Origin of the sequence: Chryseobacterium candidae (assembly GCF_004916905.1) — a bacterium.
Classification (GTDB): domain Bacteria; phylum Bacteroidota; class Bacteroidia; order Flavobacteriales; family Weeksellaceae; genus Chryseobacterium; species Chryseobacterium candidae.
This window is the reverse complement of the sequence record NZ_SDLV01000015.1, coordinates 16,811-42,214: the sequence shown is the minus strand read 5'-3', so window position 1 is coordinate 42,214 and position 25,404 is coordinate 16,811. Positions and strand designations below refer to the sequence as shown.

Annotated in this window: 17 protein-coding genes and 1 pseudogene; 14 read left to right on the top strand and 4 right to left on the bottom strand. The window is 37.2% G+C overall.

Annotated features, from left to right (window positions below; all coding sequences use genetic code 11):
• Positions 1–16: 16 nt before the first annotated feature.
• Positions 17–844 carry an ion transporter gene (locus tag EK417_RS07855; RefSeq protein ID WP_076595676.1) on the bottom strand — a complete coding sequence of 276 codons (828 nt, stop codon included), beginning with the start codon at positions 842–844 and terminating at the stop codon, positions 17–19.
• Between the two features lie 447 nt (positions 845–1,291).
• Here EK417_RS07855 and EK417_RS07850 point away from each other — a divergent pair, with 447 nt between their 5' ends.
• Both EK417_RS07850 and EK417_RS07845 read left to right on the top strand, forming a co-directional pair.
• Entirely contained in the window at positions 1,292–2,389 is a 1,098-nt protein-coding gene (locus tag EK417_RS07850) for a Nif3-like dinuclear metal center hexameric protein (RefSeq protein WP_136521830.1), read from the top strand.
• 2 nt (positions 2,390–2,391) lie between these two features.
• Positions 2,392–3,168, top strand: a complete 777-nt coding sequence (locus tag EK417_RS07845; protein ID WP_076595674.1) for a zinc ribbon domain-containing protein — start codon at positions 2,392–2,394, stop codon at positions 3,166–3,168.
• A 293-nt stretch (positions 3,169–3,461) separates the two neighbouring features.
• On the opposite strand, the gene EK417_RS07840 is transcribed toward EK417_RS07845, so the two are convergent.
• Positions 3,462–5,240 (bottom strand): AMP-dependent synthetase/ligase, encoded by a 1,779-nt coding sequence (locus EK417_RS07840; RefSeq protein ID WP_076595673.1) that lies wholly within the window; start codon positions 5,238–5,240, stop codon positions 3,462–3,464.
• Positions 5,241–5,575: 335 nt separating this feature from the next.
• On the opposite strand from EK417_RS07840, the gene EK417_RS07835 reads away from it, so the two are divergent.
• The 4 genes and pseudogenes from EK417_RS07835 to EK417_RS07820 all read left to right on the top strand — a co-directional run bounded on the left by EK417_RS07835 (position 5,576) and on the right by EK417_RS07820 (position 8,966).
• On the top strand, positions 5,576–6,715 hold the full coding sequence (locus tag EK417_RS07835) for an acyl-CoA dehydrogenase (protein ID WP_076595672.1): 1,140 nt from the start codon (positions 5,576–5,578) through the stop codon (positions 6,713–6,715).
• 22 nt (positions 6,716–6,737) lie between these two features.
• Positions 6,738–7,103, top strand: a complete 366-nt coding sequence (locus tag EK417_RS07830) for a hypothetical protein (RefSeq protein WP_076595671.1) — start codon at positions 6,738–6,740, stop codon at positions 7,101–7,103.
• Positions 7,104–7,468: 365 nt separating this feature from the next.
• Complete coding sequence (locus EK417_RS07825) at positions 7,469–8,410, top strand: hypothetical protein (RefSeq protein WP_076595670.1); 942 nt, start codon at positions 7,469–7,471, stop codon at positions 8,408–8,410.
• A gap of 375 nt (positions 8,411–8,785) precedes the next feature.
• Positions 8,786–8,966: pseudogene (locus EK417_RS07820) on the top strand (hypothetical protein).
• A gap of 291 nt (positions 8,967–9,257) precedes the next feature.
• Here the strand turns inward: EK417_RS07820 and EK417_RS07815 are convergent.
• Together EK417_RS07815 and EK417_RS07810 are read right to left on the bottom strand one after the other, a co-directional pair.
• Positions 9,258–10,202 (bottom strand): DUF4349 domain-containing protein, encoded by a 945-nt coding sequence (locus EK417_RS07815; RefSeq protein ID WP_136521829.1) that lies wholly within the window; start codon positions 10,200–10,202, stop codon positions 9,258–9,260.
• Positions 10,203–10,564: 362 nt separating this feature from the next.
• Positions 10,565–12,160 (bottom strand): peptide chain release factor 3, encoded by a 1,596-nt coding sequence (locus EK417_RS07810; protein ID WP_076595668.1) that lies wholly within the window; start codon positions 12,158–12,160, stop codon positions 10,565–10,567.
• 266 nt (positions 12,161–12,426) lie between these two features.
• Here EK417_RS07810 and EK417_RS07805 point away from each other — a divergent pair, with 266 nt between their 5' ends.
• From EK417_RS07805 to EK417_RS07770, 8 genes are all read left to right on the top strand, one after another.
• A complete protein-coding gene (locus EK417_RS07805) occupies positions 12,427–13,257 on the top strand; it encodes a CPBP family intramembrane glutamic endopeptidase (protein ID WP_136521828.1) in 831 nt (276 codons plus the stop codon).
• Positions 13,258–13,297: 40 nt separating this feature from the next.
• Positions 13,298–13,873: an RdgB/HAM1 family non-canonical purine NTP pyrophosphatase gene (gene rdgB / locus EK417_RS07800; protein WP_410493449.1), complete on the top strand. Its 576-nt coding sequence runs from the start codon at positions 13,298–13,300 to the stop codon at positions 13,871–13,873.
• Positions 13,874–13,942: 69 nt separating this feature from the next.
• Positions 13,943–14,857 (top strand): ribonuclease Z, encoded by a 915-nt coding sequence (locus EK417_RS07795; RefSeq protein ID WP_076595666.1) that lies wholly within the window; start codon positions 13,943–13,945, stop codon positions 14,855–14,857.
• A gap of 7 nt (positions 14,858–14,864) precedes the next feature.
• Entirely contained in the window at positions 14,865–15,635 is a 771-nt protein-coding gene (locus EK417_RS07790) for a TIGR02757 family protein (RefSeq protein ID WP_438830159.1), read from the top strand.
• An 11-nt stretch (positions 15,636–15,646) separates the two neighbouring features.
• The gene (locus tag EK417_RS07785) at positions 15,647–16,213 is read left to right on the top strand and encodes a DUF1003 domain-containing protein (protein ID WP_136521827.1); all 567 of its coding nucleotides are present in this window, start codon (positions 15,647–15,649) and stop codon (positions 16,211–16,213) included.
• A gap of 194 nt (positions 16,214–16,407) precedes the next feature.
• Complete coding sequence (locus EK417_RS07780) at positions 16,408–18,768, top strand: choice-of-anchor L domain-containing protein (protein ID WP_136521826.1); 2,361 nt, start codon at positions 16,408–16,410, stop codon at positions 18,766–18,768.
• Positions 18,769–18,936: 168 nt separating this feature from the next.
• Entirely contained in the window at positions 18,937–22,521 is a 3,585-nt protein-coding gene (locus EK417_RS07775; protein ID WP_136521825.1) for a choice-of-anchor L domain-containing protein, read from the top strand.
• Between the two features lie 550 nt (positions 22,522–23,071).
• Positions 23,072–25,327, top strand: a complete 2,256-nt coding sequence (locus tag EK417_RS07770; RefSeq protein WP_228402493.1) for a choice-of-anchor L domain-containing protein — start codon at positions 23,072–23,074, stop codon at positions 25,325–25,327.
• Positions 25,328–25,404 lie beyond the last annotated feature (77 nt).

Below are 25,404 nucleotides of genomic sequence, written 5' to 3'. Positions count from 1 at the left end.
TACTTATACCGATGTATTAAGCTAATTTCTTGCCACATTTCTTACAATACCTTGCATCATCATCAATATCTTCATTACCACAGCGTTCACATATCATTTCCAGATTTTGTCTTTTGTTTCTCATTTCCGCTGTTACAATACCGGTAGGAACTGCGATGATAGAATAACCCGCCAGCATCAGAACAACAGCGAAAAACTTCCCTAAAGGCGTAATAGGCGATACATCACCATAACCTACCGTAGTTACCGTGACAACCGCCCAGTAAATAGACTGCGGTATTGTTTCAAAACCTTGTCTTCCACCCTCTACCATAAACATAAGTGAACCTACAATAACCGAGAAAATAATCAGGAACAAAAGGAAAATGTAAATTTTTCTTGAACTGTTCTTTAAAGCCCTTACAATTAAATATCCATCGTTCATAAAATCCAGCAAATTGAAAATCCTGAAGATTCTCAACATTCTCAGCATCCTGAAAATAAGGAAATACTTAGTAATAGGAAAGAAAAAACTAAGGAAGAAAGGAACAAGAGCCAGAAAATCAATAATTCCGAAAAAACTGAATAGGTAACTCCGCTTATTTTTTACCACTGCAATACGCATAGAATATTCCATGGTGAAGAAAATTGAGATCACCCATTCAAGAATCAGAAAAGTATAATGGAATCTTTTATCAAGCTTAGGTACGCTTTCCATCATAATAATTGCAGTGCTTGCAAGAATTAACGATAATAATATGATATCGAACAGTTTTCCAAGCTTCGTATCGGAGCGATAAATTATCCGGTAAAGGAATCTTTTCCAAAGAGCGTCCTCAGGAATCAGATTATGTTCTCTTTCCATTTATATAGGGTTATTTCACAGCGAAGTTAATAATTTCCATAAAGCATACGGTAAATATATGATTGTTGAAAGAATCTTGCAAATGTTAACGAAAAACCTGTTATTGAAAAGTGAATTATTTTAAATTAATGAATTGTTTTTTAATTTGTTATAATTGATAAAACACGAATAATACATAACATTTCAGGTAACTTTCTTACCTTTTATTTTTATACCATTGCAACGCCTGCAAGTTTTGATCCGGGAAAAGGCTATCGGCTTTTATGGAGTCTGATATAAACTGCAGTGTAGTAATAGAATCCTTTACCATAGTATCTCTTTTTAAAGATTAACAGTCTTATTTAATTCTTTTTACCATCAAAATGAAACCGGTTAAAGAAAGCCGGTAATTTTTTCCGGATTTTTGGTAAAATTAATATCTTCGCTGTAACCGTAAAATATAAATTAATGAAACTAAAAACTGTAATTGCAAAGATTGAAGAGGAGATAAGCATCAGACAGGCAGAAGATTTTGATAATGTAGGATTGCTGTGTGGAGTTTATGACCGCGATGTATCAGGAATTCTGGTTTGCCATGATGCCCTGGAAAATGTAGTAGATGAGGCGATTGAGAGAAACTGTAATCTGATTGTATGTTTTCATCCCATCATATTTTCCGGACTAAAATCCTTAACAGGAAAGAACTACGTAGAGAGAGCTGTTTTAAAAGCTATTGAAAATAAAGTAGCCATCTATGCCGTCCACACTGCATTTGATAATGATTTCTATGGGGTCAACCACGGGATATGCAGCCAGTTGGGATTAAAGAATATGAAGATTCTTCAGCCAAAGGAAAATAATTTAAAACAGTTGACGGTTTTTGTTCCCAAAGAATATTCAGAAAAAGTAAAAGAAGCGATGTTCTTGGCCGGAGCAGGAAATATAGGATTCTATGATGAATGCAGTTTTACGGTGAGCGGTAAAGGAACATTCAGACCTGCAGAAGGTGCAAATCCGTTTTCCGGACAGCAGGGAATTCGCGAAAATGCAGATGAAGATATGATCTCTGTAATTTTTGAAGGTTTTAAACAAGGGCAGATTGTGGGGGCCATGAAGGCTGCACATCCTTATGAAGAAGTAGCCTATCAGGTTTATAGTCTGGATAATAAAAATCATCATTCCGGATTAGGCATGTATGGTGATCTGGAAGAGGAAATGAATGAAAAAGATTTCCTCAGGTTGGTAAAAGAAAAATTTGGTCTGGAGGTGATAAAACATTCTTCATTTAATAATAAAAAAATCAAAAGAGTAGGGGTGCTGGGAGGCTCAGGAGCAAGTGGAATAAGATCTGCAGCATCCAGGAAATGTGATGCTTACCTTACCGGAGATCTTAAATATCATGACTATTTTCTAGCCGAGTCTAAAATGCTGATCTGTGATATAGGACATTATGAATCAGAACAATTTGTTACCCAACAATTATTTGAAATTTTATCACAAAAATTTAGTACATTTGCAATTTCAAAATCTATTGAAAAAACAAACCCAGTAAATTATTTCATTTAAATATGGCAAAAACCAACGATATTTCAGTTGAAGAAAAATTAAGAGCTTTATACGATTTACAGATCATTGATTCAAGATTGGATGAAATCCGAAATACTAGAGGAGAATTGCCAATTGAAGTTGAAGATCTTGAAATTGAGATTGAAGGTCTTGAAAAAAGAGCTGAAAAATTTCATGCTGAGATAAAAGAGCAGGACGATCAGATCAAAACAAAGCATGAAGTAATTAACCATGCTAAAACTTTAATTGAGAAATACAAATCTCAGCAGGATAATGTAAGAAACAATAAAGAGTTTGAAGCATTAGGAAAAGAAATGGAATTCCAGGAGCTGGAAATTCAGCTTGCTGAAAAAAGAATTAAAGAATTCGGAGCTAAAATTGCTCACAAAAACGAAACTTTAGCTGAACTGAATGCTAAGATCGACGATTTGAAAAGCCACTTGAAATTCAAAAAAGAAGAATTGGATGGTTTGATCTCTGAAACGCAGAAAGAAGAAGAATATCTTTTAGAGCAGTCTAAAGAATTCGCAGCTAAAATTGATGAGAGATTATTGGCTTCTTATAACAGAATCAGAACAAACTCTATCAACGGTCTTGCCGTTGTAGGATTAGAAAGAGGAGCTCCAAAAGGATCTTTCTTCACTATTCCTCCTCAAAAGCAAATGGAAATTGCTCAGAGAAAGAAAATCATTATTGATGAGCACTCTGGAAAAATTCTTGTTGATGATGAATTGGTAATGGAAGAAAACGAAAAAATGAAATCTGTAATTAAATTCTAATTATTGATTTTAAGTTATACAAAAGCTGTTTCAGAAATGAGACAGCTTTTTTTATTTTTGATCTGAATATTGCACCACTTTTCTTATAATAATACCACTTTTAAACATGCTCCCTTGTCATTCCCAAGAATCCATACTGTATAAAAATAGAGTTCAGATTCTTGGGAATGACAAAGGTTGTGTTATAATTGGATTCAAAAACTCAATGCTGTGAATCAAAAACAAATATGCTTCTTAGCTTTAGAGCCTAAACCTATAAAAAAACCGCTTCATTTTGAAGCGGTTGATATTTTTTAATCCTGATGATCATACATCTTATTATACAAAGCTATAAACTTCTCTTTTATTGCTTTTCTTTTTAGTTTTAAAGTTGGAGTAAGCAATCCGCTTTCAATACTCCATACTTCAGGAGTAAGCTCAATTTTTTTAATTTTTTCCCAGTTTCCAAGGTGTTCATTGATGCCTTCGATTTCTTTTTCAATTCTCTGCTTCAACTCAGCACTTTTGGCAATCTCCACTGGTGTAGTGCCAATAGTAAGATTGTTTCTCATCGCCCAGTTTTTAGCAAATTCAAAATCAGGCTGTACCAAAGCACATGGCATTTTTTCACCATCGCCTACCACCATGATCTGTTCTATGAATTTTGACGCTTTTGCTAAATTTTCAATAGTCTGGGGAGCAATATATTTTCCTCCGGAAGTTTTGAACATTTCCTTCTTACGGTCGGTGATTTGTAAAAATCCGTCACTGTCGATATGTCCGATATCTCCGGTTTTGAAGAAGCCATCATCCGTAAAAGCTTCTTTAGTCATTTCTTCATTCTGAAAATATCCTTTGAATACAGAAGGACCTTTTACGGTAATCTCACCGTCTTCCTGAATTTTAACCTTTAAATTATCCAATGGAATCCCTACCGTTCCCACTCTCATTTTATCAAAGCTGTTTACAGAAATTACAGGGGAAGTTTCTGTTAAACCATATCCTTCCAGAATTGGAATACCAGCATTCTGGAACATCAGGTTAAGTCTCGTAGACAATGCCGCAGATCCTGAAACTAAAGTCACAATTTCGCCGCCTAAACCTTCTCTCCATTTGGAAAATACGAGCTTGTCTGCAATGATTTCCTGAAGTCCGGATGGTTTGGAAATTACTTTCTTTTTACTGATCAGGTTCAACGCCCAGAAGAATATTTTTGATTTTAATCCACCTGCTGAAGATCCTGTATTATAGATTTTGTCATATACCTTTTCTACCAGTCTTGGTACTACAGTCATATAATGAGGTTTCACTTCTTTTACGTTTTCGCCCATTTTCTCGATGCTTTCAGCAAAATAGAGAGAAAAACCATTGTACTGATAAAGATAGAACAGCATTCTTTCAAAAATATGGCAGATAGGAAGGAAGCTTAATGCTCTCGTCTCCTTGTAATCCAGACTTCTTCTCTTTGGAATTCTTGGAATGGCTCCTAATACGTTTGAAACAATATTATTATGCGTAAGCATTACCCCTTTGGGTCTTCCCGTAGTTCCGGAAGTATAAATAATTGTTGCGAGATCTTCTGTGTTGATTGCATTAGAAAGATCATCTACTTCAATTTGCGTAGATTCATCCTTGCCCAAGTCAAGAATTTCTCTCCAGTTGGCCGCTCCACTGATATTATCGAAAGTAAAAATTCCCTGTAAACTCGGAATATTATGTTTTACTTTCATTACTTTATTCAGCAGTTCTTTATCAGAAACAAAACAATACTGAATTTCAGCATTATTGAAAATAAATTCATAGTCTTCAGAAGAAATACTTGGATAAACCGGTACTGAAACAACTCCGATCTGAGAAAGCCCGAAATCCATAATTGCCCATTCTGTGCGGGAATTGGTAGTAATCAAAGCAATTTTGTCCCCCGGTTTTATCCCAAGCTTCAATAATCCTCTGGATATCTTATTTCCCTCATTAATAAACTCCTGTGTAGAAGTTTTTCTCCACTCGCCATGATATTTTGTTACAAACATATCCGTTTTAGGATATTTTTCTAAAGCATAGTGTGGAATATCGAATAATCTCTTGATCGTCATGATTTTTTACGTAATTTATAAAGAAATTTAAATATAAGCATTTTTTTTAATTGAAAACATTTGAATGTGATAATTAGGAATTAGTTGAATGCTTACCATAACAGTTTGAATCAAAAAGAAGGCCGGAAGCTCTTAAATAGGGATTTTTTACTTTTAATTATTCTTTTATAAAGATTTATTTTTCTCCACGTATTTTATATTGTCTTCTTGACGCATTATCCCGGATCCCGAAATGCCTGTCAATTATCATTAAACCTGCCTTTTTTCCACTTTTAATTTATTTTTTCAGATTTGCTTAAAAAGTGTAAATTTACGGCTATATAATTATTTTTTTTATGGACTTTAATTTATCGGAAGAACAGCTGATGATTCAGCAGGCAGCAAGAGACTTTGCACAGAACGAACTTTTACCTGGAGTGATTGAAAGAGACCGTGACCAGAAATTTCCTGCAGAACAGGTGAAGAAAATGGGAGAAATGGGTCTTTTAGGAATGATGGTAGATCCAAAATACGGAGGTGCAGGTATGGACAGCGTTTCTTACGTGCTTGCCATGGAGGAAATTGCAAAAGTGGATGCTTCTGCAGCTGTTGTAATGTCTGTAAACAACTCATTGGTTTGTGCCGGTCTTGAAAAATTCGCTTCTGAAGAGCAAAAAGTAAAATATCTTACTCCACTGGCCAGCGGACAGGTTATCGGAGCATTTGCATTATCTGAGCCGGAAGCTGGTTCTGATGCTACTTCTCAGAAAACGACTGCTGAAGACAAAGGAGATTACTATCTTTTAAATGGTATCAAAAACTGGATCACCAATGGTGGAACAGCTACTTATTATATCGTAATTGCACAGACAGATCCTGAGAAAAAGCATAAAGGAATTAATGCCTTCATTGTTGAAAGAGGATGGGAAGGATTTGAAATCGGACTAAAAGAAGACAAATTAGGAATCAGAGGAAGTGATACTCACTCCTTGATCTTTAATAACGTAAAAGTTCCAAAAGAAAACAGAATTGGTGCTGACGGATTCGGATTCAACTTTGCTATGGCGGTATTGAACGGAGGAAGAATTGGTATTGCTTCTCAGGCTTTAGGTATTGCTTCAGGTGCTTACGAACTGGCATTGAAATATGCTAAAACAAGAAAAGCTTTCAAAACTGAAATCATCAACCACCAGGCGATTGCATTCAAGTTGGCTGATATGGCTACTCAGATCACAGCTGCAAGAATGTTATGTTTTAAAGCAGCTTGTGAGAAAGATGAAGGAAAAGATATCTCTGAAAGCGGAGCTATGGCAAAATTATACGCTTCTCAGGTGGCAATGGATACTACTATTGAAGCAGTACAGATCCACGGTGGATACGGATACGTGAAAGAATATCACGTAGAAAGATTAATGAGAGATGCGAAAATCACTCAGATCTATGAAGGAACTTCTGAAATTCAGAAGATCGTGATTTCCAGAAGCATCGCAAAATAACATTTTATAAAACACACAACCTATGAAAAAATCTTTGTGGATCACCCTTGGTGTCGTGCTGCTGTTACTGGGCGTGTTTGTCTGGTATAAGTACTATTTCGTTTTTGGAGAAGGAGTAAAATCCGGATACCTGAACTATGCTATGAAAAAAGGTTATGTCTTCAAAACCTATGAAGGTAAGCTGATTCAGGAAGGCTTTGGAAGAGGAAAAACAGGAACTATTACAAGCTATGAGTTTGAATTTTCTGTAGATGACCCCGAAGTTTTCAAACAACTGGAAAGCAACAGCGGTAAAACTTTTGACCTGCATTATAAAGAGTACAACGGAGCGCTTCCGTGGAGAGGAAACACAAAGTTTATTGTAGATAAGGTAGTGAATATGAAATAACAGAAAGGGGAGTGTCCTAAAAGTCGGTAACACCTTCTGGGATTCGGATATTTATATACTCCTTCTGTAGGGGTAAGAATAAAATCAGCAAAAATTGAGGCTGTCCAAACTTTTCGGACAGCCTCTTTTTTTTCCGGATCATGTTGCTTTTTATACCATCGAATTACTTTTTCTAATCAATTTTGACACTCTGTTTTTAAAAATATTACGATATACTGAAAAATGTATTATTGTTGGAAGCATACCTCTCTTTGCTTACCTGTCTTGTCTGAAATTGCTGTGTGTTAAATAGTAAAAAATATGATTTTATATGTTGGAACTCAATAATTTAATTATTTTTAAGTTCACAAATAAATCACATCAAGATGAGAACATTATTTCTGTTGCTTCTTACAGGAGCAATCACGCACGTTAGCTCCCAAGTTGGAATTAACACACACAATCCTACAGAAACACTGGACGTGAACGGTTCAGTACGCGTACGAAACATCATGGGAACAGCTTCTAATGCCTCTGCAAAAGACTCTATCGTTGCATTTGACAATGATGGTGTATTTACAAAAGTAACGGCTTCACAGATTGTAGCTCAGGGAAATGCATTAGTTTCTGTAGCAACAGCAAGTCCTTTAACAGGGAACGGAACAGCAGCTAATCCTGTTGTTCTGGGACAGAATGGAGCATCCAACAAACAGCTGCTTCAATGGAATGGTACGACATGGGTACCCGTTTCTGCTTCTACTTTAGGTACAATATCATTGAATCTGGGAACTTCTGGCACTAATGTGAATGTTACCGGTTCACCGGCCTCCTTAGATGGAAGTATGACACTTAATATTCCGGACGCAAGTTCCACGGCAAGAGGAGTGGTTACTACAGGAAATCAGTCTTTTGCAGGAACAAAAACATTCACAACTGTAGGTGTTAATACATCATCACCGGTTGCTTCTGCCAACCTGGACGTAAATGGAGGCTACAAACTGGGAAGTGCAGGAACTGTACAGAAAAATTCCATTACCTTTTCGTCCACTATTAATAGTACTATAAGCAGTGCAAATAATACTACTTTTGGATTTTTTGATTCAGCAGGAACGTTAGATGTTAATGTAACGATACCTGCCGCAAGCAGGCCGGGTACTACGCAGGCTGTGGTAAGCATTTCACCTAATTTTGATCTGCCTGGAGCCGTTGCTATTGCTTCTGTGAGGCTTACATCTACTTCAAATGTCAGGATACGCTTTGTTAATATTGATTCCTCAAACAGCAGGACAATATCAGGAACAATGTATTTTAAAATTAATGAGTTTTAATTTGATTGTTTTTTATAAATATATTGAACTTGTATAAACTTTTACAATGAGACAGTTTAAACTTTTATAATCATTATTTTAGGCACAAAAGTTTTAAACACTTAAGTTTTTCAGAACCATACCTTATGCGTGATAAGTACACCTGAGTTGTGTAAAAAATCTTTGCCTATTGAGCGAAGTCGAAATGTTCCTCTTAAGTGAACTTTTCTGCGGTATCCTATTAAATTTACTTAATTGAGCTCCAGTGTTTTAGAATGAAACTTTTTGTGCCTTTTGTGGTTTTGGAAAGTTTAAACAACTTTAATGAAAAAAGAGTCCCCTAAAATTAGCAGTTCTTTATGGATCACCCTCGACGTTGTACTGTTATTACTGTGAGTGTTTGTCTGGTATAAGTACTGTTTCGTTTTTTGGAGAAGGAGTAAAATCCGGATACCTGAACTATGCTATGAAAAAAGGTTCTGTCTTCAAAACCTATGAAGGTAAGCTGATTCAGGAAAGCAACAGCGGTAAAACTTTTGACCTGTATTATAAAGAGTACAACGGAGCGCTTCCGTAGATAAGAAAAACAAAGCTTATTGCAGATAAGGTAGTGAATATGAAATTAAAACAAATAAGGCTCTCAATATGAGGGCCTTATTTTACACCAAATCACAAAATATTAATATATGAAATAAAATTTTCAAATTGATCTTTGAACCTCGTGTAATCGAAGATTCATTGCATTTTGCTTACAATTAAAGTTAAGAGTTATTTTTATAATAAGCAAATACTTCCCTTGAATGTTTGATAAAATTAAAAATAAGAATCGAACATCCGTTTTAAACCTCATTAAAAAAATATTAAAAAACTAATGAGAATCATTATCAACCGTATTTTTATTCTTCTTTTTATAGAAATAGTATCCAATGCCGGCAATAAGAAATAAAGGCCATAATGGAAGGATAAACAGGAATATGGAAGTGATAACATTCCAGCCGGATTCAATGGCGGCCAGTGATTTTCCACTGAAGCTCTTAGGTTCTGTTTGTGTTTTACTCTGGTCACTGATATTCACATTAATTGTACAGATGGTATTGTCTGCATAGTTTTGTCCAGAAACCTGAATGTCTTTCGTGTCAATATCTCCCGCATTGTTGTTGATTGCATCTATCAAATCATCAAAATGCCGGATAGGAACTTTGATATCCAGGCTGTATACTTTTTGATTCTCTCCATGAAGATATGCGGATTCCACATAAGAAAGATTTTCACTTTTGATATAACCGTTATTTCTGCTGACTTCTTCTCGGATGATTTCCTTTACTGTTTCTGCATTCTCCGCTTTTATGGCAAGATATCCTGATTTCACCATTTTATTTTTGGCCATATTAAGTTCATAGCTGTCGTTTACAGGCTTGTCTTTATAAATGATTTTAGTTTCTTTAATAACCTTGGGAGCCGGGTTTTTTACTGCAATCTTTTCAATCTCCTTTTCCACCGAATCCTTCTTTTCTATTTTGGATTCCAGTTTTGTATGGGCAATTTTATCAGATAAAGAATCCACCATTTTGGAGGTGTGTTCTATCTTTTGCTGGATGTCATTTTTAGTATTCTCAAAATCTTTTATTTTAATACTGGCCGAGTCCAGAGCTTTATCAGCCGTTTTACTGACATGATCAATAGTTTCTGTAGCAACTGTGGCAGCACTGTCCGCAGAATGGAAGGCTTCATTTATTCTATCCTGTGTAGCTTCTGCTTTTTTACACATCACGAAAGTGCCTGATACAGCAGCGAGTAATATGAACTTTTTCATAAGATTAATTTTTTTGATGAAGTAAAATTAGAAGGGAAGTTCTTGTAAAGATTGTAAATAGAATGTATTGTGCTGGTAAAATTATAACTGTTGTATTTTCAATCTTTTGTATTTGTTTTACAAAAAATTTACAAAGCGTTTTTCTGATTTTGGGGTATTGAAATGATTCGAAAGCTTTGTCTTTTCACTAAATATTAGTCCGGAAATCTAAAAATTCCCATCCTCCGGAGGGGCGGCAAAAATTCGAAGAATTTTTGCCGGGATGGTTTCATACGATATATTATGAAAAATCCGCAGAAAAAAACTTCTGCGGATCTGTATTGTGAACAATTTCGCCTTTATACGAATTGACTGTTTACGTCTTAATTTTCTCTGAACTCACTAATGAAGTGTAATTTCACATTCGGGAATTTCTCCTGCGTCATATGAATGGTGAAAGAAGAGTCTGCAAGGAATACCAATTGATTGTACTTATCTCTCGCCAGGAATCTCTGCTTTAATCTTGCAAATTCTTTGAATTCTTCAGATTTTTCGTCGGCTTCTACCCAACATGCTTTGTGCATGGATAACGGTTCATAAGTACATTTTGCACCATATTCATGCTCTAAACGATATTGGATAACTTCATACTGAAGGGCACCTACAGTTCCGATAATCTTTCTTCCGTTCATTTCAAGGGTAAAGAGCTGTGCCACTCCTTCATCCATCAGCTGATCAATACCTTTCGCCAATTGCTTGGCTTTTAACGGATCATTGTTGTTGATATAACGGAAATGTTCCGGAGAGAAGCTCGGAATCCCTTTGAAGCTTAACTTTTCTCCACCTGTAAGCGTATCTCCGATTCTGAAACTTCCTGTATCATGTAAACCAACGATATCACCAGGGAAACTTTCTTCTACCACCTCTTTTTTATCAGCAAAGAACGCATTGGGAGAGGAGAATTTCATTTTTTTGCCTTCTCTTACCAATAAGTAATTCTCATTTCTTTTGAAAGTTCCGGAAACAATCTTTACGAAAGCAAGTCTGTCTCTGTGTTTAGGATCCATATTCGCATGGATTTTGAAAACAAATCCTGTGAAAGTGCTTTCCTCAGGTTTTACCAGGCGGGTATCACTTTCTTTTGGCTGCGGCATAGGAGCAATATCAATAAAAGCATCCAATAATTCACGAACCCCGAAATTATTTAAAGCTGAACCGAAGAATACAGGCTGTAAATCTCCTTTCATATAATCCTCACGGTTAAATTCTGGGTAAACAGACTGGATCAGGTCAAGCTCTTCTCTTAAAGTTGCTGCGGCTTTTTCACCAATAACATCATCAATGGAAGTATCATTGATATCATCAAACTTAATAGAATCTCCAACCTTTTGTTTTTTCTCTTCTAAGAATAACTGGATGTTGTTTTCCCAGATATTATAAATTCCCTGGAAGTCGCTTCCCATACCAATTGGTAAAGAAAGCGGACAAACTGTTAATCCCAGTTTTTGTTCCACTTCGTCCAACAGATCAAAGGCATCCTTACCTTCACGGTCCAGTTTATTAATGAAAACCAACATCGGGATGTTTCTCATTCTACAAACCTGAACCAGTTTTTCGGTCTGTTCCTCAACCCCTTTTGCAACGTCTATCACTACGATTACTGAGTCTACAGCAGTTAATGTTCTGTAGGTATCCTCAGCAAAGTCTTTGTGACCAGGAGTATCGAGAATATTGATTTTATGATCTCTGTATTCAAAAGCCAATACGGAAGTTGCCACAGAGATTCCTCTCTGTCTTTCAATTTCCATAAAGTCGGAGGTAGCTCCTTTTTTTATTTTGTTGGATTTTACCGCACCCGCTTCCTGGATCGCTCCCCCGAAAAGAAGTAACTTTTCTGTAAGAGTTGTTTTTCCGGCATCCGGGTGGGAAATGATCCCGAAGGTCTTTCTTTTTTGTATTTCTTTGATTAAGTCTGACATATCGTATTTTGAAGTTGCAAAAATCGTGATTTTTTGCGAGGTTTTCAAATTTAAATTGCAACAATGCTTTTCAGGTGGGAGAGTGAAGAGTTAGAAGGGTTTGAAGGAACGAATAATTGTAGGCTTCTCACTGTAGATTCAGCCATTTGCAATAGAGATATTATGGTATTCAGTACGATGAGCCAAAAATAAGAAATTCCTTTTTTAGTTGCCTGTAGCAGTCAAAAAAATTATCTTTGTTTCTCAGAAACTTTTACAGAGAAAGGATGGAAAATAGCAAATATCCGAAGTTTACATTCACATGGTTTGGCGGTGTTGTTTTGGTGGTTGGATTATTCGTGGGAACAATGGCAGTTTCTTTATTCAGTACTTTATGGAAAGTTGTTTTCCGGGAAAATATTGAATTGAAAGACTGGTTTTTCATGGTGGTTAATTCTGTAGGATTCCTTACAGCTATTGCTTTTTTTGATTTTTTCATCGTAAGGAGGACTACTCAAAAGAAGCTTAACTTCAACTTATCATCGGTCAATTTTTCCACCTATCTCCTCATCTTTCCAATGATGGCAGGAATGATGTTTATTTCCGAATTTATTGCTGCTCAGATTCCAACTACAGGGCCGTTTTTCGGAGACTTTTATGAATATTTTACCCAAATGATGGGTCAATTAACTGATAATCCAGTAATAATGATTATCATGACGGTAATTATGGCTCCCATTTTTGAGGAAATTATATTCAGAGGAATTATTCAGAAAGGATTGATCAATAAAGGAGTAGAACCATGGAAGGCAATTCTGTATGCCTCTGTTATTTTTGGAGTGGTTCACGGAAATCCATGGCAGTTTATCAGTGCAGTAATGCTGGGCTGCGTACTGGGGTTGGTTTATTATAAGACAAAGTCTTTACTGATGCCGATATTGCTGCATGCGTTTAATAACTTAACGCTTTCGTTATTGGTAATTTATGGTAAAGATGAGAGTTTTGCAAAGGTTTTTCATGTTTCAGAATGGCTTGTATTAGCTGTTGGAATTGTGCTTTTCTCTTTGTTCTGTTATCTGTTTATAAAAAAGTATAAAGTGCATTATGCTGAAATGTAAGTTACCGCTATAAAAAGTAAAATTGAAAATGAATATAGAAATGGAATTATTAGTAGCTACCCACAACGAACATAAAAAAGAAGAAATCCAACAGATCCTGGGAAGTGATTGCGTGGTGAAAAGCCTTACCGATTATAATATTCACGAAGAAATTGTGGAAGACGGAGATTCTTTTCATGCCAATGCCCTGATCAAAGCCAAATATTGTTTTGAAAAGACCGGAATTCCAAGCCTGGGAGATGACAGCGGTCTGGTAGTAGAATCTTTGGATGGAAGACCCGGGATTTTCTCTGCACGTTATGCCGGAGATCATGATTTCGCAAAAAATATCGAAAAGGTATTGGCAGAAATGCAGGCAATTGAAAACAGAAAGGCTTATTTTGTGACAGTTTTGTGCTGCTATGATGAAAACGGCGCTCAATATTTTGAAGGCAGAGTTCATGGAAATTTACTGACAGAAAACAAAGGTTTCAAAGGCTTTGGATATGATCCGATTTTTGTCCCTGAAGGATATGAAAGAACTTTTGCTGAAATGGATCCTGAAGACAAAAATAAAATCAGCCACCGTAAACAGGCACTGGACTTATTTATGGATTTTTTAAAAGTGACCGATTAGGTTTAAATATTAAAGGTAAAACATCCATTTAGATTTTCTGTTGTACATTTGTTATCATAAATTATTGATTTGAGTACTTATTTAACAATATTAGGCTTTAATTCTGCTATTCCAACCATCAACACATCACCCACAGCACAGCTGCTGGAAATGGAAGAAAGACTCTTCCTGATCGATTGTGGAGAAGGCACACAGGTACAGCTGAGAAAGGCAAAAGCAAGATTTTCAAAAATCAATCATATTTTTATCTCCCATCTTCACGGAGATCACTGTTTCGGGCTTCCCGGGCTTATAGCTTCTTTCCGTCTTTTGGGAAGAGATATGCCATTGCATATTTATGGTCCTAAAGGAATCAAGAAGATGCTGGAAACCATTTTTCAGATTACAGAAACCCATCGTGGTTTTGAAGTGATTTATCATGAACTGGATAAAGATTATTCTGAAAAAATATATGAAGACAACAGGATAGAAGTATATACTATTCCGCTGGATCACAGGATTTACTGTAATGGTTATCTTTTTAAAGAAAAGCCGAAAGACAGACATCTTAATATGAAGGAGATTGCAAAGTACGGCGAAATTGAAACCTGCGATTACCACAATATCAAAGCAGGGAAGGATTTTGTACTGAGCGACGGTTATGTTCTTAAGAATGAGATTCTCACTGTTGATCCCGCTCCATCGGTATCATATGCGTTTTGCAGTGATACCCGTTATCTGGAAAGTGTAATTCCTATTATTAAAAATGTAACGGTTCTGTATCATGAAGCAACATTTTTGCATGATCTGAAAGAAATGGCTGATTATACAGGGCATACCACAGCTTTGGAAGCTGCCACCATTGCTCAGAAAGCTCAGGTTGGAAAGTTGATTTTAGGCCACTTCTCCAATAGATATGGAGACCTGACCGTATTTACTGATGAAGCGAGAGAAATATTTCCCAATACATTTTTACCAAAAGCATTGGAGAGTGTAAAGATTTAGAATGAATATGTTGAAGTTTGAAGAACTCAGAGATTTTCTCAACGAAAAAGCAAATCAGTATAACGCTCCGGATTTCATTGAAAATGACCCGATACAGATTCCACATCGTTTTTCTTTAAAGCAGGATATTGAAATTGCAGGATTTCTGGCAGCTACAATCTCCTGGGGAAACAGAAAGTCGATCATTAATTCTGCGGATAAAATGCTTGATATTATGGGAAATTCTCCCTATGATTTTGTGATGAATTATTCCGAAAAGGATCTGAAAAGTATTCAGGATAAAAGTATTCACAGAACGTTCAACGGACAGGATTTTTCTTATTTCATCAGACAGTTTAGCAGAATTTATAAAGAAAATGAAAGTCTGGAAAGTTTATTTGAAGTGAAAAAAACTGAGAATAATTTTCTCCATGCTATAGAAAGATTCAGAAGTGGTTTCCTGGAAACAGAAAAACACAGAAGCCATAAACACATCAGTTCACCTTATAAAAACTCCTCAGCAAAAAGGATTATCATGTTTTTAAGATGGATGGTACGTAAAGATAAAAGGGGAGTAGATTTTGGAATTTGGGAGAATATAGATCAGAAATATCTTTCTATTCCTCTGGATGTGCATACCGGAAATATCTCCAGAAAACTGGGATTAGTTTTCAGAACACAGAATGACTGGAAAACGGTAGAAGAGCTGGATATTGCCATCAGAAAATTTGATGAAAAAGATCCTGCGAAATATGACTTTGCATTGTTTGGATTAGGGGTAACCAAAGAACTGTTGTAAAAATATAAAGGATGAAAAAATATAACGAAAAAAAAGAAGTTCTTGAAAAAATAGCGGACAGTATTACTTCATGGATTGGATCTATTCAGTCCCTGATTGTGCATACCCTGCTGTTTCTTACCTCGTTTATACTTCCGATGCTGAATATTGTTGATTTTGATAAAATGCTTCTGATTCTCACAACGGTACTTTCCCTGGAAGCTATTTATCTTGCGATCTTCATTCAGATGTCTGTGAATAAAAGCCACGAGAAGATTGAAGATATTCAGGAGGATATTGAGGAGATCAGTGAAGATATCGAAGACATTCAGGAAGATCTTGAGGAAATCAGTGAAGACATTGAAGAGATCAACGAAGATATCGAAGATATCCAGGAAGATATTGAGGAAATCAGTGAGGATATTGAGGAAATCAACGAAGAAGAAGATGAAGAAGATCATAATGAAAGAGCGAAAAACGTAATACTCAAGAGCAATGTAAGCTCAAACAAGAATGAAATAAAAGCGTTAAAGGATATTATCTCCCAGTTGCAGAATGAAATAGATCAGCTGAAAAAAGACGATAAACTGCCGGAATAATAGCAATTAAAATATAAACAGATCAATTTTATTGGTCTGTTTTTTTATGTCTGAATTTTGATGTTTAATGATTTGTGGAAAATGTAATGATAAGAAAAATTTATTGTGAATGTGTGTGATGAATTATAAAATAGTAATGGTTAAGGGGAGATTAGTATAATTATTTTTGTTACATTTGAACAAATGAAAACAAAATGTTAATTTATAGACTAAAAAACTATTTTTTCCTTTTTTCCTTTTTATTGATTTCTGCTTCTGCATTTTCTCAAACGAAATCTGTCAGAAAATCAGAGAGAATAAAACCTTCTGCGGCCAGTCTTAGAGCAGGAGCATTCATTGATGTGAATGTGCCTCCTTATACTCCTTCAAACTATACGCCGGAGCAGCTGGTAAAGAATATTTTGATCAATGGCGGTACCAACTGCACCACAGCCAATGTTACCAATGTTACTGTATCTCCCAATCATGATGTGACAAACAGCAACAGATTCTGGGGATATTTTCATAAAGGAACAACTAATTTTCCTTTTACGGATGGTATTGTCCTGACTACAGGATATGCTTCTGAAGCAGGTAATAATTATGTATCTGCTGTAGGACAATCTGTAGGAACAGGAAGTGATGCGGATCTTGTAGCAGCTACCGGAGCGAATGTCAGCTTAACCGATGCAGTAGCTTTAGAATTTGATTTCGTTCCGAATTCAAATCAGGTAAAATTCAATTACATATTCGTTTCTGATGAATATACGTCTAATTATCCTTGCTTAGGCTATTCTGATGCCTTTGCACTTTTATTAAAGAAAGTTGGAGATCCTACCTATACTAATCTGGCTGTGTTGCCCGGAAGTGCAGGGCCTGTAAGTGCAACCAATATTGTTCCTGCAGGAAATGGATTCAGCTGTGGACCTATCAATGCAACCTTTTTTGGAGCTTTGGCGAATCCGCACTTAGTGATCAACTATTTTGGAAGAACAACCCCTTTAACAGCTGTTGCAGATGTAATTCCAGGACAAACATATCATTTCAAAATGGTGTTGGCAGATGCCAAAGACCCATCTCATGACTCTGCTGTTTTTCTGGAAGGAGGATCTTTTGATGTGGGAATTAAAATTGTGGATGAAGCAGGAGTCGTTTTACCAGGCAGTATTAATATGTGTGATAATACTCCAAAGCAGTTAAAGGCACAGGTAGCAGCAATTCCGGGAATGACTTATCAGTGGTATAAAGACGGAGTGGCTATTCCAGGAGCAACCAGTGCTGTGTATGTAGCTACCCAACCGGGAGTGTATACTGTAAAAGTAATGGTTCCGGGGAATCAGTGTCCAAGTGAAGCCACCATTACAATTATCGGAGGAACGAGTCCTACCGTACAGAATGCTGAACTTAAACTCTGTACAACACCCGCAATTACCAGTTTTAATCTGGAAACAGCAAAACCTCTGATCAGTACAACACAGGGAGCAGTATTCCGTTTTTATGCGAATCAGGCTGATGCACAGGCTCAGAATAACAGTTATATTACCAACCTGACCAACTATGCCGGGACAGATGGACAGATTTTATACGTATTGGTTTCCAATGGAGCTTTCTGTAGTAAGATTGCTACGTTAACCTTAAGAAAAGAAGAAACGCCAACCACTTTACTTAGCGCACCGAGATTGAAAATATGTGCCGGAGAGTCTGTAGTATTAACGGCTTCTGGCGGGGTTACCTATGAATGGAGTGATTCTGCAGCCACTACCGGAGGAATAAGAACGGTAAGCCCAACTCAGACGACTACCTACACTGTATATGCTATCGGAGCACAGGGATGTAAATCTCTTCAGCCTGCACGTATTACCATTGAAGTAGTACCTGCTATCGTTTCAAACTTAAAAGGCGGTCATATTTGTCAGGGTGATAAAATCGTTCTGGATGCAGGCTCAGGTCCCGGATATACGTATCAGTGGAGTTCCGGTGAAACAAGTCAGAGCATTACAGTAGCTACTCCTGGAGAATATTCAGTAACGATAAGTAACGGAGTTTGTTCAAAAGAGTTTAAAACTCAGGTTATCAAAGCCGTAATCCCTGAAGTGATAAAAGTGGATTATAATGAGAGCGGAATAATGATCATTACAGCAAGCAACCCAAGTAATGGGATTCTGGAATATTCAGTAGATAACGGAGTGACATGGCAGTCTTCCAATGTGTTTAATGATGTACCTAAAAATAAAATCATTTCAATCAGAGTCAGAGTTAAATTTACAAGCTGTGTAGGCTTCCTTGAATTCTTTACTTTCGTGATGAAAAATGTAATTACTCCAAACGGTGATAATATTAATGATACCATTGATTTCAGCGGTGTGGTTAATTATAAAGATTTTAGCGGACAGGTTTTCGACCGGTATGGAAGAGAAGTTTTCAAAGCAGCGAAAATCAATCCATATTGGGACGGATATTTCCAGGGCAAAAAGCTTCCTACTTCAACATATTGGTATCAGGTAACCTTTGAAGATCCTGCAAGCAAGGAGCTTACTGTAAAAACCGGATGGATATTACTTAAAAATATAGAATAATTAAACTATAACTGAAAGACTGACTATTTTGTCAGTCTTTTTTTTATTATTTTAAAATAAACAGAGTTGATATTCTAATATAAATAAATTTGCGTTAGTAATAATGTAAATTATGTTAACTTGAATTTCAATCAAAAAAAATAGTATTTTTGTTCAAAATAATATAAAATGTTAAATAGGAGGAGAGGAAATTTATTTTTAGCGGTATTTTTAGCTTTCATGGGGAACTTTGTTTGGGCTCAAAATAAAGGAAGGGTAGAAATTGCTGCAAAACCTAAAGCTGCTTCTTTGAGGGCAGGTGTTTTTATAGATGTAAATGCACCAAGCTACCCGGAATCCGGCTATCCTATAACTCAGCTGATCAATGATGTTCTTATATCAGGAGGCAGCACTTGTACCAGCTCAACGGTAAGCAATGTAACCGTTTCCCCGAACTTGTCTGCCACCAACCAGAACCGTAGCTGGGGATATTTTAATAAATCAAATACCAACTTTCCTTTCAGTAAAGGGATTATACTTTCAACCGGTTATGCCAGTAAAGCCGGGAATACTTTTCAGGGAACTTTAAGTGATGATCTGGGAACCGGAGGAGATGTAGATCTTGCGAACGCATTAGGGATTGCTAACAATAACCTAACCAATGCAACCTCTATAGAGTTTGACTTTGTAGCCGCCTCTACTGAAATTACTTTCAGATATTTATTTGCTTCTAAAGAATACCAGCAAAACTTCCCATGTACTATTACAGATGGTTTCGCTTTGCTGTTAAAAAAGGCATCTGATCCTACTTATACCAATCTTGCAGTGCTTCCCGGAGGAGCAGGACCTGTAAGTGTAACGAATATACACCCGCAATATCAAAACTGCGGACCTGTAAATGAAGCCTATTACGGAGGAACCAATACCGCTCAGATTGAAACCAATTTCAATGGACGTACCATTCCTCTTACTGCAAAAGCAACTGTAATTCCTGGAGAAACCTACCATTTTAAAATTGTGCTTGCGGATTATCAGGATCCCAACTTTGATTCAGCAGTATTTCTGGAAGCAGGATCATTCGATATCGGGGTGAAAATCCTGGATCCGGCTGGCGTGCAGCTTCCTGACTCTGTTAATATGTGTGATAATACACCACAGACTTTTACTGCTTCTGTGCAGGGACCTAATATAACATATCAGTGGTATCAGGGTACCAATCCGATTGCAGGAGCTACCAATGCAAGTTACACCGCAACACAACCTGGTGTATATACCGTTAAGGTGTTCATCCAGGGAAATACCTGCCCGGGAGAGGCTACTATCACTGTGTTAGGCGGGACGTCTCCTACGGTACAGAATGCTACATTAACAGCCTGTTATGCTGCAGGAAATGCAACTTTTAATTTAACATCAGCACAAGCTACCATAAGCAACACTCCGGGAGCTGTGTTTACCTACTATACCACATTGGCAGATGCTAATGCAGGAAATGCAAACACCATTCCTAATTCAACAGCTTATCCGAGTGCAGGAGGAACAGTATACGTAAGAGTAGCCAATGGTTTCTGTGCAAAAGTAGCACAGCTGCAACTGGTAAAGGCGCCACAAATGACACCTAATATTGCTACTCCGGCTGTACTTACCTGTGCTAACTCTCAGACTACACTGGATGCATCTGCTTCCGTTTATCCGGCAGGCGCTACTTTTAACTGGACAACTACAGGAGGAAATATTGTTTCAGGGGCAACTACTTTAAATCCTGTGATTAACGCTGCAGGAACCTATACTTTAACCATTACAAAAGTGTATCAGCCCGGAAATATCAGCTGTACAGCGGTAGGAACTGTCACTGTGACAGGAAACAGCGCTCCACCGGTTACCGGGCTTACGGCCAGCAAAATAAAAATTTGTAAAGGAGATTCTACCACACTTACCGCTTCAGGAGGAGCTACCTATAACTGGGGTAATGGGCTTACAGGAAACGGAAGTACACAAGTTGTTTCACCTACTGTTACAACTACTTATACCGTAACAGCAGTAGGAGCAAATGGTTGTGTCTCTCAAAACCCTGCAACGATAATAATAGAAGTTTCAGAACCTTTTACAGCACAAAATGCAATACTTCATAAATGTTATCAGCCAGGATTAACTTATAATCTTACTGAAGCTCAGCCTCAGATTACACCTACTGCCGGGGTAACTTTTACTTACTATGTCAATCAGGCTGATGCCAATGCGGCTAATGGAAACTTTATTGTAACACCTACATCATATACACCTCCGGGAGGAAGCCAGACAATTTATGTATTGGTTAGCAACGGAGGCTGCAGTTATGTAGTATCTCTGCAATTATTAAGCACAGCTCAAACTACGCTTACCATCGCAGCACCACAAACAATTACCTGTACAACTCCGCAGATTACGCTCAATGCTTCAGCATCTGTTGTGCCTGCAGGGTCTACAATTGTTTGGACAACAACCGGAGGAACTATTGTCTCAGGAGGTAATACGCTTACCCCTGTTGTAAGTGCAGGCGGAACATATACTTTAACAGTTACCAATGTATCACAACCAGGAAACCTGAGCTGTACTTTTACTTCAACAGTAACAGTGCAGGAAGATAAAGTAAAACCAGTGGCTGCTGTTGTTTCTTCTGTACCTCGTATATGTATAGGAGAATCTGTAACATTAACAGCTTCGGGAGGAGTTACCTATAACTGGGGGAATGGTCTTACCGGAAACGGAAATACACAGGTTGTTTCACCTACTGTGACTACCACATATACGGTATTCGCCGTTGGAGCAAACGGCTGTATTTCTGCAACAGCAGCAAGTGTAACGGTTCAGGTAGGTCCGCCTATTGCAGGGCTTACCGCATCAAAATTAAAAATCTGTGAAGGAGAATCTGTAACATTAACAGCTTCCGGAGGGATTACCTATAACTGGATAGGACTTACCGGAAATGGGAATACTCAGGTCGTTACACCTACTACTACAACAGAATATTCAGTATATGCATTGGGAGGAAACGGATGTAGTTCTGTGAACCCGGCTAAAGTTAAAATTGAAGTAGTTCCGGCAATCGTTTCTACTTTAAAAGACGTGTTTGTCTGCGCCGGAGATAAAGGAACTCTGGATGCAGGGGCAGGGCCAAACTATACTTATGTATGGAGTACAGGAGCAACCACTCAAACCATAACCACTAATATTCCCGGGACGTATTCTGTGACAATCAGTAATGGAGTTTGTTCTAAAACTTTCTCGGCACAGCTTATTAACCCTGATCTGCCGCAATTTACCAATATTGTTTATGATAATCATATTCTTACCCTTACGGCAAGCAATCCTACAGGTGGAACTTTAGAATATTCTATAGATGGAGGATTGACATGGCAGCCATCCAATGTGTTTACAGGTCTTTTAAATAATACGATGTATTCCGTAATGGTAAGAGTGAAAGGTGCCAAATGTGGTACTTCACTGGATTATTTTACCTTCATTATCAGTAATGCTATTACACCTAATATGGATGGGGTAAATGATACCATTGACTTCACCGGAATAAGCGGATACAAAGACTTCGCGGCCTCTATTTTCGACAGATACGGAGCTGAGGTATTCAAAGCAAGTAAAGGAAATGTTATATGGACAGGATCTTTAAAAGGAATTAATCTTCCTACCGCAACTTATTGGTACAGGGTGCAATGGGAAAATCCGGCAAGTAAAAAAATGGAACAACGCTCCGGTTGGATTCTTTTAAAGAACAGAAACTAAATGTTTTTATAAAATAAAATTGACAAAAAAATCTTTCATTAATGAAAGATTTTTTTGTTTTGATGAATAAATACTATCGTGCTCTGTAAATTATCTGAAATAAGCAGGGAATATGTTATAATAATTCAGGTAATTATATGCAATTTTACATTAATCCTGCTATTTTATTATTATGACTCTGTCATTCTGAATATAACCCAGGGAAATGAAAAATCTAGGTTTTACATGAGATTCTTCCTTCGTCAGAATGACAATGGTGTAAAATTGTATATAGTCGCTATAATTTATAATGCAATGCTGCCACACCATTATAATTTGTCCGAATAGGGGTTGATTAATGAAAATTTATTCTAAAAGGTTTTTGCTTTGATTTTTTACTGTAAAAAATACAAATATGTGTATGATATATTTAAAAAAAAATTAAATTTGTTGAAACAAAAATATTATGAGAAGATATCTACCGCTTTGTTTATTTTTTTTAGTCATTTCGAATTTTTTATTTTCGCAAACCCCTTTACCCAGAAAGAGTATTAAGGAGCCCAGTACACCAATGTCCAGAAGGGCAGGAGCTTTTATTGATGTGAATGCCCCGTCATATGCTGAGTCCAGTTACACTATAGAGAAGATGGTAAAAGATGTATTGATCTCGTCCGGAACCAATACCTGCCTGACTCCCAATGTAACCAATGTAAAGATTACTCCGAATCATGCTGCAAGTGATGCCAACAGAGCCTGGGGATACTTTCATAAAGCTACAACCAACTTCCCTTTTAAAGACGGACTTATTCTTTCTACAGGATATGCAAGAAAAGCGGGAAACAGTCTTGAATCAAATACTCTAAGTGATAATAATGGCGGTGGGTCAGATGCTGATCTTGCACAGGTGATTGGGGTAGTGGAAAGCAGATTGAATGATGCTGTTCTTTTGGAGTTTGACTTCGTTCCAACAACCTCTCAGATTAAGTTTAATTATCTGATCGCTTCAGAAGAATATACAGGTTCATTCCCTTGTACCTTTGCAGATGCATTTGCTATCTTATTGAAGCCTACTTCAGGAGGACCTTATGTAAATATGGCCGTACTTCCGGGAGGAGCAGGCCCTGTGAGTATTACAAATATTCACCCCGCAATCGGATCCAGCTGTGGTGCGGTAAACGAACAGTATTTTGCCGGGTACAACACAGGTAATGTTGAAACCAACTTTCAAGGAAGAACAATTCCATTAACTGCCACAGCAACAGTAGTGGCAGGACAGCAATATCACTTCAAAATGGTAATTGCCGATTATAGTGACCACAGTTATGACTCTGCAGTATTCCTTGAAGGAGGATCTTTCAATATCGGGGTAGATCTTTTAGATCCTGCAGGAACGAAATTACCTTCAGATATCAATGTATGTGATAATGTACCTCAGGTAATTACAGCTTCTGTAAATGACCCTAACCTTGTATATCAGTGGTATTATAATGGTGCACCTGTGCCTAATGCTACTACAAATACCATTACCGCAATACAGCCTGGGACCTATACCATCGAAGTAAGTGTTCCTGGTAACCCTTGTCCGGGGAAAGCTTCCATACAGATTCACGGAGGAACAACACCTCAGGCTCAGGATGCAACATTACTGCTTTGTACCACACCGGATATTACTACTTTTGATTTAAGTACAATTATGCCTGCTATCAGCCCAACGCCTGGAGCTATCTTTAAATTCTACGAAAATCAGGCGGATGCTGTTGCACAAAATAACAACTATATTCAGACTCCTTTAAACTATAATGGTAACGATGGACAGATTTTGTATGTTCTGGTTTCCAATGGAGGATTCTGTAGCAAAATTGTAGAATTGACATTACAGAAAGAAGCAACCCCAACCGCTAAAGTAAAAGCTTCCAGAATAAAAATATGTCCGGGAGAATCCGTAACCCTTACCGCTGAAGGTGGAGATACTTATCTTTGGAGCAATTTCATGGGAACAGGCAATATGCAGACCGTTACTCTGTACCAGACTACCACATTTACAGTATATGCGCTTGGAGCAAAAGGCTGTAAATCTCTTAATCCGGCAACGATTAGAATTGAAGTAACACCAGAAATTACCTCTACATTGAAAGATGTTGAAATGTGTGTTGGTGATGTTGTAACACTTGATGCAGGAGCTGGTGATGGTTATAAATATCTTTGGAGTACAGGTGCTACAACGCAGAAAATTAATGTAAACCAATGGGGCATCTACTCAGTGGAAATTGATAACGGTATCTGTAAGAAAGTTTTTGAAGCCAAAGTAATGGGCGCTGCAACTCCTTTCGTTACCGCTTTAAATTATGAAAGCATCAAAAAGACAGTAACGATTACAGCCGAAAACCCGCCAATGAACAATACGCCAAGTACATTGGAATATTCTCTTGACGGTGGTATCACATGGCAGGATTCCAATGTATTTGCGAATCTTTTAGACAATACAAACTATACTGTTTTAGTAAGAAGAGTAGGAACACATTGTGTGGGCTCTCTTGAATTCTTTACTTTGCAGATCAACAATATCATTACTCCGAACGAAGACGGAATCAATGATGTACTGGATCTTAAAGCTCTTGGAGACTTTAAAAACTTTACCGGTTCTATCTATGACAGATATGGAGTGGAAATGTTCAGGTTCTCAAAAGAAAATCCTGTCTGGGATGGAACAGTAGGCGGTAAGAGACTTCCTACAGCTACATACTGGTACAAGTTCAACTTTGAGTATCCAAAATCAAAAGCTCAGATGAACTGGTCAGGATGGATCATGCTGAAGAACAGAAACTAAAATTGATAATGTACTATAAAAGAAAGCCTTTCAGAATAAATCTGAAAGGCTTTCTACTTTTTAATGAATAATCTTAT